Genomic DNA, 12,673 nt, shown 5'->3' on the forward strand with positions numbered 1-12,673 from the left:
CCACCTCAAGGAGCCGCATGAAGAAGTCCAAGGCAAGAGACCGGCTGAAGTCGCCGCACGGATACTCCGCGCTCGGCAGCACCGCCGCGGTGCTCCTCCTGGTCGCGGCCGGGCAGACGACGGCCACCGCACTCCCCAGGCACGCGACCGCCTGGCAGCCGCCCGCCGCCACCTACGCGGCGAGCGCGCCCGTCCACACCACGGTCACCATGGACGACGGTGTGAAGATCGCCGTCGAGGTCGTCTATCCGACCGACCCGGGCACGGGCGCCCGCGCGTCGGGCCCGTTCCCCGTACTCCTCACCCAGAACCCCTACGGCACTCAGCGCTCCGACCCCACGGACAGCGGCACCTACTTCGTGCAGCGGGGCTACATCTACGTGGCCTCCGCGGTGCGCGGCACGGGCGCCTCCGGCGGGCAGCTCGACTGGTTCGGCGACCGGCAGGGCAAGGACGGAGCCGACCTCGTCGACTGGGCGGCCCATACGCTGTCGGGGTCCAACGGCAAGGTGGGGCTTGACGGTTGCTCCTATCTCGGGGTGAACCAGTGGTTCACCGCTGCGGCCGTGGGCAAGCACTCCGCACTCAAGGCGATCACACCGTTCTGCACCGACTCGGACTTCTACAACGACCTCACCGCCAACGGCGGTATCCCCACCCCCTTTGTGGCCGGCATCGCCCAGGCCGAGCCGCGCGGCCCCGAGGACGACCCCGCCACCGACCCGCAGTCGGTGACCGTCGCCCAACAGGCCTCGGGCGGTTCACGCTCGTACGACGACGCGTACTGGCAGGCCCTCGACGTACAGAAGCTCATGCCGCGCATCGTGGCCAACAACATTCCGGCGCTGTCCGAGGCCGGCTGGAACGACCTCTTCCCCGGCGGCAACCTGGGCGCCTACGTGGCGGCCCAAAACGCCTACCACCACCGGCCGTTGACCGATCCGATCGCCTCGGGTGAACCCGTCACCGGCCGCTACCAGGCGATCGTCGGACCCTGGACGCACGGAGAACACGTCAACGAAGCGACGCTGCAGGCCATTCGCCTGGAGTGGTTCGAGACCTGGCTCAAGAACGCGCCCACGGGCATGGCCGACACCTCAACTCCCTTGCACCTGTTCGAGAACGGCGCGAACAGCTGGGTCGACAGCGCCGCCTGGCCGCTGTCCTCCGACGCCCGGACCTACTACCTCGGAGACGGCTCCCTCACCACCGGCAAGCCGTCCGACCAGGGAAGCGACACCCTCACCTGGAGTGCTGCGACCACGTCCAACACGCTGACCTACACCACCGCCCCGCTCACCAAGGCGGCCCTGCTGAACGGCCCGACCGACGTCACCCTCTACGCCAGGTCGACGACACCGGAGACCGAACTCTCCGCCAAGCTGAGCATCGTCGCACCGGACGGAACGGTGACCAAGCAGGCCGACGGAGTCCTCCTGGGCAGTCAGCGCGCCGTGGACACCCAGGAGAGCTGGTACGGCGACAACGGCACCCTGCTCAAACCGAGCCACCCCTTCACCCAGGCGTCACAGCGCCCGGTGACCCCGGGACAGACGACCAGGTACGACATCTCGCTGCTGTCCAACTTCACCAGGATTCCGGCCGGTTACCGCATCCAGGTCAGCATCGACAGCCAGCCACCGGCGGACTTCCACTTCCCCGTCGCCCCGACCCCGCAGGAGTCGGCGAACCTGACCGGCGGCGTCTACACGATCGAACACTCCCCGCAGGCCGCCTCGTTCGTCAACCTGCCCCTGACAACGCCGAGTTCGGCCACTCCCAGCCGCGAGGACTGGGGACCGTCCTCCTGACCGCACGGACGGCAGGTCTGCTCGTACGGCAGACCTGCTACTCCTCCGTCGGGGCCGGCCGGACCAGCCCCATCACCTGCTCCACCGTCTCGTTGCCCAGGCTCGGTGTCGTCAGGGGAAGGTTGTCGGGACGCTGCCGGACGCCGTTCAGCAGGATCTCGATGCAGCGCCGCCAGATGTCGGGCCGCCTGCCCTGGGTGAACTGGCTGGCGGCGCTCAGCATCTCCACCATGACGGGAATGTCGGAAGGACTGATCTCCGGGCGCAGGTCCCCGCTCTCCTGGGCCCGCCGGATCAAGGCCTCCAGAAAGGGGAGCATGCCGCCCCGCGCGGTCTCCAACGGCTCGGAACTGTGGCTCCCCAACATGATCACTTCGTGCAGGCCACGGTTCTCGGCGAGATCGGCCCCCATCTCGGTGAGGAAGTCGACGAACCCCTGCCACGGGTCCGGATGCGCGAGCGCCCGCTCGGCGGACTGCTGCCGGATCTCCAGGTCCTGCTTGAACAGGGCCCGTACGAGGGTGTCCTTGTCGGGGAAGCGCCGGTACACGGTGCCGACCCCCACGCCGGCGTGCCGGGCCACGTCGTCGAGCGTGACCCCCAGCCCGTGCTGGCCGAAGACCTCCCGCGCGGCACGCAGGATCTTCTCCCGGTTGAGGGCGGCATCGCGCCTCAGCGGGCGGTCGCCCTCCACAGGACCATCAGCCCCAACACCCTCAGCCATGCCGCCATGCTAGCCCCGTTGATCACGGCCGGGTTCGCGTTCGGTGTCCGCACCCCGCGGAAAACGTTCCAACACCCCCCGAGGTAGACTTTCCGCGCCCATGAGGACCGTGTCGTGCCTGGTCGCGCGGCTGTCAGAGCGAGGGGGGTGGACGTCATCCAGGTTCGCCCCGCCCGAATCCAGGATGTCGCGGCCGCCGCGGGAGTCTCGGTGTCCACGGTGTCGAACGTCCTGAACCGGCCGGAGCGGGTCAACGCCCGCACCGCCGAGCGGGTCCGTGACGCCGTCGCCGCCCTCGACTACGTACCGCACCCGGGAGCCGCGGGCCTGCGCACCGGACACTCGTCCTCGATCGGCCTGGTACTGCCCGACGTGGCCAACTCCTTCTACTCGCGCATCGCACGTGGCGCGGCCGACGCGGCCTACGACCACGGCTACGCGCTCGTGCTCTGCGACAGCGGAGACGATCCCGAGCGCGAGCAGGGCTACTTCACAATGCTGGTCGAACAGCGGGCCGTCGGGGCGGTGGTGGTCCCGCTCGGCGCCGATCCCACCCGCCTCACCCGGCTGCGCGAACGCGGCATCCCGCTGGTGCTCGCGGACCGCGCGCTGCCGGCCCAGGACGGCTGTTCCGTCTCCGTCGACGACATCGCCGGCGGCCGGATCGCCGTACAGCACCTGCTGGACCGGGGAGCGCGCGACATCCTCGTCGTGAACGGCGAGCGCGGGATCGTGCAGTGCGCGGACCGCCACCAGGGCGCCCGCCAGGCCGTCCGCACCCAGCGCGAGGCACGGCTGCGCCAGATCGTCGCCGACGAGATGACGGTGGCGTACGGCCTGGAGATCGCCCGCGGCCTCGAAGAACTGCCCGACGGCGTCTTCTGCACCAACGACTTCCTCGCCGCCGGTCTGTGCCGTGGGCTGGGTGAGCGCGGGGTGCGCATACCCGACGAGGTGCAGGTGGTCGGCTACGGCGACCTGGACATAGCGAGCTTCGTGGGGACGACCCTGACGACGGTACGACAGCCGGTCGAGGAGCTGGGCCGGGCGGCCGTGGGGATGCTGCTCGACGAGGTGGAGGCCCGCGCCGAACACGCCCACGAGACAAGGGTGTTCGCCCCCGACCTCGTCCTGCGCGACTCCACGCGGCCCTTGTCAGACCGGAGTTCGTAGCGTCACGGGCCCCATCAGCCCCGACGCGAGCTGGGACGGGAAGGCCCAGGCGGTGGGAGTGGCCTCCGCCAGATAGGGGGCGAGGGTGTTGTTGACCGTCACGTCCAGACGGACCGTCCGCCCTGCGGCGCCCGGGAGTTGGAAGCGGTACGGCGGACAGAACGCCTCGCCGACGCACTCCCCGTCGAGAGCGACCGACACACTGCCGCACACCCGCCCGAGGTCCAGTACCGGGTCAGGCCCGTCCGGCATCTCCACGTCTCGCGAGTACGTCACCCCGCCGCTCCAACCGCCCAACCCCAGCAACTGCCAGTCCCCCAGCGGCAGTCGCGCCGGCACGCAACGGACGCGCACCGGTCCGCGCCAGGCGGAGCCGCCCCGCAGGACGGCCGTGGGCTCGGTGACGATCTCCAACTCCGTTGCCTGCGCCAGCGGTTGGTCCAACGTCAGCGTCTCGCCGTCGAGCGGCCTCTCACCACGGTCACCGACCCGTACCCTGGCCGCCAACTCCAGTGGGAGGTCCAGCGCTACGGTGCCCGGCGGCACGGTGAAGCGGAAGCGCTGCGTGCGGGGGCGGACGGTGTCCGTGGACCGCAGGGGCAGTACGGCGGCGCCCAGTACCGGCGCGCCGGTCAGCCACTCGGTCTCCTGCAGCGGGTGCGGTCGTACGGCCGCGTGGCAGTGCTGCAACTCGCCCCACCGACCGTCGTGTTCGACGGTACGGCCGTGCCACTCCCCCGTCTCGGCCTCCCAACCGGCCCCGCTGGTGAGGGAGTTCACCGCCGACTCCGCACGGGCCACGCAGTCGACGAACACCGCCTCGCGCGGGTGGACGGCGTCGGCCACCACCTCCAGTACGTGTTCGCCTTCATCCAGGGCGAGTTGGTGCCGGAAGAACATCGGTACGGCGCCCCAGTCGGACTCGTAGTACTCCGCCTTCTCCTGGCGTGCGACGACCGCACCGTCGAGCAGCACGGTGACGCCCACCGCGGCTCCCACCACCAGTACCGCCTCTCCGGAGGCGTGCAGACGGCCTCGATAGGTGACGCCGCCGTGCGGTCGTACGTCCTCGGGCAGGCACATGAACTGTGGGCGCGGGGCGAATCCGTCCGGTCGGGTCAGGCAGAAGTAGCTGCCCAGGGGTGTGCCCGCGGTGCCGGAGATCAGCAGTGGCCTGTCCTGGGCGTCGGCGAGTTCGTATTCGAGGACGTTGCGGGGCCGTGCGACCGTCACGCGTGCGGTGGTGAGGTATCCGGCGGCGGTGTCGAGGAGTTCGCCGTTCCACCACACCCGTTTGACGGCCGCGGCGCCCAGGTGCAGGTCGGCGGGGCCGAGGTGGTCCGTCTCGACGATCGTCCGGATCCTTGCGACCGTCCCGGGCCCGGGCACGGGGACGCGCACGAACTCCTCGTTCACCAGCCCCTTGTTGCCGAGCAGGCCGTCCGGCTCCGGGATCCCGCGGCTCGACGAGTACAGCGAGACATGCCAGTCCTCGTCCGAGGGGGTGAGGGGGAGCCTGTCGGCGAGGACTTGTTCGACGCCGGGCCCGTCGAGTGGTTCGGGTGCCCTGGCGGCGGGGGTTGGAGGCAGGACGCGGACCCGGTTGCCGTAAGTCGCCCGTGTGGGCAGCCAGTTGGCGTCGGGGCCGTCCGTCTCTGTCCAGTGCATGGCCCAGATCTGTGGTGCCTCGACGGACGTGCCGGCCGGGAGCGCCAGGTCGCCCCAGGTGTTGTCCATGGTGGGCACCAGGCTGCCTTCCCAGCCGTCCGAGAGGTCGGTCGTCCGCTCCGGCCTCGGTGGTGGTTCGGCCGTCCGGGGTGTCGACGGGATGCCTTCGCGCCATACGACGAGGACGGCGGGGGCGCCCTCCAGCGGTACCGCGATGGTCGAACGGCCGTCGTGGACCGTGATGTCCGCCCGCTGTCGGGTGCCGGTGGCCGGGTTCCAGATCTCGGCCTCGGCGACCTCGGCTTGCACGGTGACGGTCGAGCGGCGGGCGTAACGGGCGGGGTCCGCCTCGTGGTCGGCGTCTCCCGGCAGGGCGCGGGCGTCGGGGAAGGCGCCCGTCACCAGGGCGACTGCCTCAACTCCCTTTCTCCTGACGAGCAGGGGCAGCTCGCCGGTCGCGTGTCCGGCGTTGTCCGCCACCGTCACCGCTGCGCTCTCGGCGTCGCTCGCCCGCTCCAGTCGCGGGTGCTTCAGCAGAGCCGCCACGACGGAGTCGTCTCCGGCCAGTCCGGCGGCCGAGGCGGGCGGACGGCCCACGACGACCACCCGGCCGCCCGCGTCGAGGAGTTGGGACAGTCGGCGTGCGGTCTCCTCCTCCAGGACGCTCGCCGAGGGCAGCAGTACGGCGCGGTACGCCAAGTCCCCTACGCGCAGGGCCCCTTCGGTGGCCGTGGCGCGCTGCACGGAGGCGTCGTCGATGACGTCGAAGGAGATGCGGTGGCGGTCCAGTGAACCGACGCGCGGGCCGAGCCAGTTGTTCGTGCCGCACAGGCCGAGGTAGTGCTCCTGGGTCTCGTCGACGTCGGCGTGTTCGTCGCCGAGGCGGCAGTCGCCGAAGTGGTGGACGGGTGCGTCGAGCGGGATGAGGGCCTGCATGGTGGCGGTGGGGTGCAGGACCGCGACGTCGGCGCTGTAGGCGCCCCAGGACATAATCGAGCAGATCCGGGCGACGGCGCGGGAGAACGCCGGGTACTGCTGCCAGTAGGGCTGACGCCAGTCCGTGGACGGCGGTGCCCATTCGAACCAGCCGCCCGCGGTGCCGAAGTAACTGGCGTGCGGGTTGTACAGGTTGGCGCCGCTGCGCAGGAACGGCAGGAGCCAGTCGTAGGTGTCGGCGAGGGTGCCGCCCCAGCCGGAGGAGTGGAACGCCTCGATCCAGACGCGCTCGTGGCCGTAGAGATGGGCCATGGAGGAGTGGACCTTGGAGTCGCCGTGGTGGTCGCTGCCGACGGCGCCGTACCAGCGGTGGGTGCGGAAGTAGTCGGTGTAGAGCTGTGTCGACTGGGCCGGGAAACCGGCTCGCGCGGGGTTGCTCTGGTCGGCGCCGACGAGCATGCCGCGTTCCTCGTGCCAGGCCGCGAGGGGCTTGAAGAGCGCCTCTTCGGTGAGTTCGGCGCGGACGGCGTAGTAGTCGGCGCGGATCTTCGCCGCGCGGGCGTCGGCCGGGCCGAACAGGGCGGGCAGGTGGTCGAGCAGGTCGTAGCCACGGCGGGCACGGAACTCCTCGGGGAAGCGGGGGCTCCAGGAGTTCGTGGCGGGCAGTTCGTCCTGGAAGCTGCCCGCGATGACGTTGCCCAGGTACTCGGGGACCCGGCGGTCGTACTCGTGGTGGACGGCGTTCAGCAGCAGTTCCCCGGCCTGCGGGGAGAGGTAGTCGAAGGCGGTGGGGACGGCGACGACGAGCCGGACGTCCGTGCCGTCCGCGGCCGTGATCCGGAAGGCGCCGGAGTCGAGGGCGGCCACGGGCAACCGACGGTCCGTCAAGTCGTAGGCGGCGACCAGGGTTTCGGCACCCTGCGGCGCGACCGTGCCGTTCGAGACGGTCGCGGTGCGGGAGCGCAGTGCGCGGCCTGTGGCGGCCAAGTGCCTTCGGGTGACGGTGCCTTGGACGTTGGCGCCGGAGAAGCCGAGCTGGTCGTAGAACCACAGGCGGGTGCCGATGTCCCGGGCGATGCGGCAGGTGTCGGTGAAGCGGTCCCACCATTCCTCACCGAACCAGGGCGGGTCGTCGGTCCGGGCTCCGAAACTGGGGCCTGCCGGGGCCAGGTTGATCACCACGAGGTTGTGGACGCCGCCGTCCGCGAATCTGCGCAGCTGCCAGTCGAGCCGCTCGCGGGTGACCTTGGCGCCCGACCACCACCACAGCGGGGTGGGGCCGAAGTCCCTGGGCGGGGCGTCGAAGAGCTGCTGGAGCGCGGGAGAGATCACGTCGGCGGTCCTTCCGAGTGCGGCTCGATCACCCACATGGAGCAAAAACGTTTTTGGTCGACCCAGTCGTCTGCCACCTGCAATGTTGGCACCGGTGGCGGGGAGCGGGAAGAAGGCTGACACTTCTTCACGTCGAATGGCGCAAGGGGACTTGTTGGAACGTTTTCCGAACCCTATATTCACTGCGACCCCGGCCCCCGAGCCGCGAGGAGCCGCACCATGAGCCGATTCCTACCCGCTGCGCAGGAACGCCCGGAACAGCCCATCCCGAAGCACCTGTGGAAGGTCGCCGCCCTCTCGGGCATGGCCTCCTACCTGGACGCCGCGCTCATCGTCAGCATCGCCGTCAACCTGGCCATCTACCGCGACAGTTACGACATGGGCGTGTGGATGGCCGGGGCGATCAGCGCGATCGTCACCGGCTGCATCGCCGTCGGCTCCCTCGTCGGCGGCCGCCTCGCCGACCTGTTCGGGCGCCGCCGCGTCTACAACCTGGACATCCTCTGCTACGCGGTGGGCGCGATCGTCATCACGCTGGCGCCGAACGACATCGTGCTGTTCGTCGGCGTACTCGTCGCGGGGCTGGCGGCCGGTGCCGATCTGCCGACGTCGCTGGCCGTGGTCTCGGACGCCGCGCCTCCCGAGGGCCGGGCGCGGCTGGTGTCCTTCACCCAGGTCATGTGGGTACTGGGCATCGTCGTCGTGATCTTCCTCGGCTATCTCCTGTCCGACACGGGCCTGACCGGGGCGCGGTTCATCACCGGGCATCTGGTCGTCGCCGCGCTCGTCACCTGGCAGCTCCGCTCCCGGCTGGAACTGCCCGACGAGCCGGCGGAGGAAGAGGCACGGACGGAGGCCGTGCCGCGCGGCATCGAGCTGAAGAACATCTGCAACCGCGCCACGCTCCTGCCGATGGTCGCGACCTTCGTCTACTACGTCACCTGGGGCATCGGCGCCAACACCTTCGGCCAGTTCGGCACTTACCTGCTGGTGACGGTCAGCGGTGCCTCGCAGAGCCTGGCCACCGGGATCAACCTGGCGTTCCTGCCGATCGCGTTGGTGCTGACGTTCGTCTTCGTCCGGCTCGCCGACACACCCTGGCGCGACCGGCTGTTCTACGTGTTCACGGTCGTGCAGGTCGTCGCCTTCTGCATCGCCTCCGTCACGGCCGGCGCCCTCGTCGGCATGCTCGTCTTCTTCGTGCTGTACCAGATCTCCAACCCCTTTGCCGGGGAGGCCAGTTACAAGGTGTGGTCGCAGCTGACGCTGCCCCCGGACACCCGCGGCACCACACAGGGCCTCACCTACGCCCTCTCCCGCGGGGTCTTCGCGGGCGTCGCGTTCGTCACGCCCGCCCTGATGGACTACAGCGCCTCCGTCCTGCTGTGGTCGATAACTCTCTGCATGGCGGCCTCGGGCGTCGCGGGCGTGTACGTCATCCACACCCTCATCCGGCGTTCCCCCGAGGCAACGGCCGCTCGGGTCAAGGGACTCGGCGTGGCCCGGACCTGAGTCCACAGCGGAACCCGGAAGGAACACCCCGCATGACAACCACCGACCCTCTGCCCGTGACCGCGGAACGCGCCGCGGTCCTGCGTGAGTTGCTCCCCCCGGTGTCCCGCCGCCGCACCCGGATCGGACTCGTGGCGGGCGGTCTGGGCGCCTACTGGCCCCAATTCCCGGACCTGCTCCCGCAGTTGCGGGAGTCGTCCGCGTACGTAGCCGAGCGTTTCCAGCGGATGGACGCGGAGGTGACCGACGTCGGCTTCATCTCCGACGCGGTGGAGGGAGCGGCAGCGGCGGAGCAACTGCGGCGCGCGGACTGCGACTTGATCGTGCTGTTCCTGACGACATATCTGACCTCGTCGATGGTGCTGCCGATCGCCCAGCGTTCGCACACCCCTGTCCTGGTCATCGACCTCCAGCCGTCCGAGCGGATGGACCACGCCTCCTTCGACACGGGCGCCTGGCTCGCCTACTGCGGACAGTGCCCGGTGCCCGAGGTCGGCAACGTGTTCCGGCGGTCCGGCATCCCCTTCCGGTCGGTGTCGGGCTGGCTGCGCCAGGAGTCGGCCTGGCGGCGCATCGAGCAGTGGGTCCGGGCGGCGCACGTCCGGGCCGCGCTCCGGCACGCCCGGCACGGCCTGATGGGGCATCTGTATCCCGGCATGCTCGACGTGTCGACGGATCTGACGCTGCTCCCGGCGACGTTCGGCTCGCACGTCGAGGTGCTGGAGTTCGACGATCTACGGCAACGGGTGGAGCGGGTGAGCGAGGCCGAGACCCGTGAGCGGACGGCTCTCGCCCGGCGGATCTTCGCCGTGGACGACACCGTGGTCGACGAGGATCTCGCGTGGGGTGCGACCGTGTCGGTCGCGCTCGACCGGCTCGTCGAGGACTTCGGCCTCGACACCCTCGCCTACTACCACCGCGGCCTCGACGGCGAACTCCACGAACGGCTCGGCGCCGGCATGATCCTGGGCGCCTCCCTGCTCACCGCCCGGGGCGTGCCGGCCGCCGGTGAGTACGAACTGCGCACCAGCCTGGCCCAGTTGGCGACGCAGAGCATCGGCGCCGGGGGTTCCTTCACCGAGATCCAGGCCCTCGACTTCGAGGACGGGGTGGTGGAGATGGGGCACGACGGGCCCGCGCACCTCGCGGTCAGCGCCCGCGACCCGCTGCTGCGCGGCCTGGGCGTCTATCACGGCAAGCGCGGCTGGGGCGTCAGCGTGGAGTTCGACGTCCAGCACGGTCCCGTAACCCTGCTCGGCGTGGGCCAGGACGCCGACGGCAGCCTGTCGTTCATCACGTCCGAGGGCAGTGTCGTATCCGGACCACTGCTCGCGATCGGCAACACCACCAGCCGGGTCGACTTCGGCCGCGATCCCGGCGAGTGGGTCGACGCGTGGAGCGCCACGGGCGTCGGCCACCACTGGTCCCTCGCGCTCGGCCATCACTCCGCCGACTTCCGCGCCGCCGCGAGCCTGCTGGGCATCGAGCACCGGGAGGTGTGAGCGCGGTCGGGTCAGTAGGGCGCCTGGATGCTGTGGTTCGCCAGCGCCACGGAGTAGCGGTTGAGGAGAGCGTCGAGGCCGGCCAGCAGCAGCCCGGCGGACTCCTCCGCCTCGGCGAGGTCGCCGCGCTCGCAGGCATCCACCACCTCGGCCACATCGCTGCGGAGTATGTGCAGGGAGTCGCCCTGGATGAGCACACCGGGAAACCGGCGCCCGGGCAGACGGACCACGGCGTCGTTCCCGCCGTCAGTGAACAGCTCTACGTCAACGCGTTCCATGGCGCCATCCAACCCGACACCACCGCCCGACATCAACGAAGTTGTACGCAGGGCGCTTTGGACCCCGCTGAACTCGCCGCCCGACCTCGTCACGGTCGCGCGGACCGGCCGCCCGCCACACCGGCGTACGGGCGCTTCCCCGGCTCCCCGTTCCGGCCGCGCACCCAGAAGAAGAGGACCACCGAGGACACCGCGGCGACCGCGCACCAGGTCGAGACGAACTCCAGCTCCCACAGCGTCCAGCAGACGAGCGCGCCGACCGTGACCAGGATCCCCAGCACCAGCAGCCCGCGGTCACCGGACAGGAGCAGCGAGCCGACCGTCGCCACGAGGTAACCGGCGATGACCAGGGGGGAGTACGGAACATCGACGACGTACCCGACGGTGTGGCCGCGGATCTCGGACGTCACCGGATGCGCGACGAGGGCGTAGGCGAGTACCGCGGCCGTGGCCACCCCGATCGCCAGCAGCACGGCGACCCGGGGCCGGGCCTGCGGTGGCGCGGCGCACCACACCCCCGCCGGAACCCATACGGCCAGCAGCGGCAGGGCGATGACGGCCCAGGTGAGCGTGGCGGCACCGGTGCCTCCCCCGGCGGCCCACACCCGCGACTCCACGATCTGGTGGACACCGAGCAGCCACGGCAGCGCGGCCATCGGCAGATCGGCCGGCCGACGGGTCCGGGCCACACAGGCCACCCCTACGGCGAGAACGCCCGCGCCCGCGACGAGATCGGCCTTCGCACTCCAGCACATCGCTCCCCCACGGGTCGGTCCGCATCCGTCTGCGCCGTCACGCTACGTCTCCGCCCCGTCGTCTCTCGGGTGACACGACGGCCGCAGCGCGCCGTGATGACATACCCGCAGGGCCCCTTTCGACCCCCGGCCCGCCCAACGCACCTGCTCTTGGGCCCAGTTGACGGCCGGGCCGCGAAACCACCCCCGGCCTGCGCGCGAGCGTCCTCCCGTGATTGGCTGAGCCCGCCCACCGCACACCGTGCGCGCACAGGAGGACATCGCAGCCATGAGCAACGCCTACACGTTCGAGTACAAGGTCGTCAGCTTCCGGGAGTCGCTGATCGGCGACGCGCTGGACAGCGACAAGCTGGAGAAGGTCCTGAACAAGCACGCCGAGGACGGCTGGGGCCTGAAGGCGATCACCGCCGCCGACGTCAAGGGCCGGATAGGCCCCGGCGCGGTCGAGGGCCTCCTCCTCACCTTCGAGCGGCCCCGGGCGTAGCGCCTTTCCGGCGGATCGGGGCGCAGGAACGGCGCCTGATCCGTGCCGGTGAGCGGGGCTCGGCGCGTCCAGCCGCAAGTGGGAAAAGGGCGTGCCGGGCCCTGCGTCCGCGGCATGGCCCCACGCAGGCGGCCGACTCCGCGCGCGAGGTGGAAGCCGCAAGTCGTCAGCCCCGAGGAACCGGAAGCGGCCGGGCGGGCCCCGGGATCTCCGCCGACCGGCATGACCACCCAGCGCGACGGCGACGCGTCCCCGTAGAACCGGGCGAACAGCAGATGCGCGCCGCTCGCGGAAGAGGGCGTACCGGGCCCCCGATCCACCGCACCAGCCTTGCGCGGCAGCCGACTTCATACGCGGAGCGGCGGCCGGAGGCCGTCAGCCCCCAGGAACCGGAAGCACCCCGCCCGGCCCCGGAATCTCCCCCGACCCCCGCGGAATCAACTCCGTCGGCATGACCACCCGGCGCGACGGTGACGCGTCCCCGTGGATGCGGGCGAA

9 protein-coding genes are annotated in these 12,673 nt (G+C 70.8%); 5 read left to right on the forward strand and 4 right to left on the reverse strand.

The features are described 5' to 3' along the window. Window positions 1-17: 17 nt before the first annotated feature. Complete coding sequence (locus tag JHN45_RS26035) at window positions 18-1,811, forward strand: CocE/NonD family hydrolase (protein WP_201050849.1); 1,794 nt, start codon at window positions 18-20, stop codon at window positions 1,809-1,811. Window positions 1,812-1,848: 37 nt separating this feature from the next. On the opposite strand, the gene JHN45_RS26040 is transcribed toward JHN45_RS26035, so the two are convergent. Continuing rightward, window positions 1,849-2,535 carry a TetR/AcrR family transcriptional regulator gene (locus JHN45_RS26040; RefSeq protein WP_201050850.1) on the reverse strand — a complete coding sequence of 229 codons (687 nt, stop codon included), beginning with the start codon at window positions 2,533-2,535 and terminating at the stop codon, window positions 1,849-1,851. A 147-nt stretch (window positions 2,536-2,682) separates the two neighbouring features. Between JHN45_RS26040 and JHN45_RS26045 the strand changes: the two genes are divergently transcribed. After that, window positions 2,683-3,708: a LacI family DNA-binding transcriptional regulator gene (locus JHN45_RS26045; RefSeq protein ID WP_200710740.1), complete on the forward strand. Its 1,026-nt coding sequence runs from the start codon at window positions 2,683-2,685 to the stop codon at window positions 3,706-3,708. Here JHN45_RS26045 and JHN45_RS26050 read toward each other — a convergent pair. Then, on the reverse strand, window positions 3,691-7,644 hold the full coding sequence (locus JHN45_RS26050) for a glycosyl hydrolase (RefSeq protein WP_201050851.1): 3,954 nt from the start codon (window positions 7,642-7,644) through the stop codon (window positions 3,691-3,693). The genes JHN45_RS26045 and JHN45_RS26050 overlap by 18 nt on opposite strands. A gap of 219 nt (window positions 7,645-7,863) precedes the next feature. Between JHN45_RS26050 and JHN45_RS26055 the strand changes: the two genes are divergently transcribed. After that, window positions 7,864-9,156 (forward strand): MFS transporter, encoded by a 1,293-nt coding sequence (locus tag JHN45_RS26055; RefSeq protein WP_201050852.1) that lies wholly within the window; start codon window positions 7,864-7,866, stop codon window positions 9,154-9,156. Window positions 9,157-9,188: 32 nt separating this feature from the next. After that, entirely contained in the window at window positions 9,189-10,658 is a 1,470-nt protein-coding gene (locus JHN45_RS26060) for an L-fucose/L-arabinose isomerase family protein (RefSeq protein ID WP_201050853.1), read from the forward strand. Window positions 10,659-10,669: 11 nt separating this feature from the next. Here the strand turns inward: JHN45_RS26060 and JHN45_RS26065 are convergent, their stop codons facing one another. Both JHN45_RS26065 and JHN45_RS26070 read right to left on the reverse strand, forming a co-directional pair. Further along, a complete protein-coding gene (locus JHN45_RS26065; RefSeq protein ID WP_200710744.1) occupies window positions 10,670-10,936 on the reverse strand; it encodes a hypothetical protein in 267 nt (88 codons plus the stop codon). An 89-nt stretch (window positions 10,937-11,025) separates the two neighbouring features. Further along, window positions 11,026-11,691, reverse strand: a complete 666-nt coding sequence (locus JHN45_RS26070; protein ID WP_201050854.1) for a DUF6629 family protein — start codon at window positions 11,689-11,691, stop codon at window positions 11,026-11,028. 268 nt (window positions 11,692-11,959) lie between these two features. Between JHN45_RS26070 and JHN45_RS26075 the strand changes: the two genes are divergently transcribed. Continuing rightward, on the forward strand, window positions 11,960-12,175 hold the full coding sequence (locus JHN45_RS26075) for a DUF4177 domain-containing protein (RefSeq protein ID WP_019056094.1): 216 nt from the start codon (window positions 11,960-11,962) through the stop codon (window positions 12,173-12,175). Window positions 12,176-12,673 lie beyond the last annotated feature (498 nt).

The sequence above is a fragment of the Streptomyces sp. MBT53 genome (genome assembly GCF_016654115.1).
Lineage (GTDB): Bacteria > Actinomycetota > Actinomycetes > Streptomycetales > Streptomycetaceae > Streptomyces.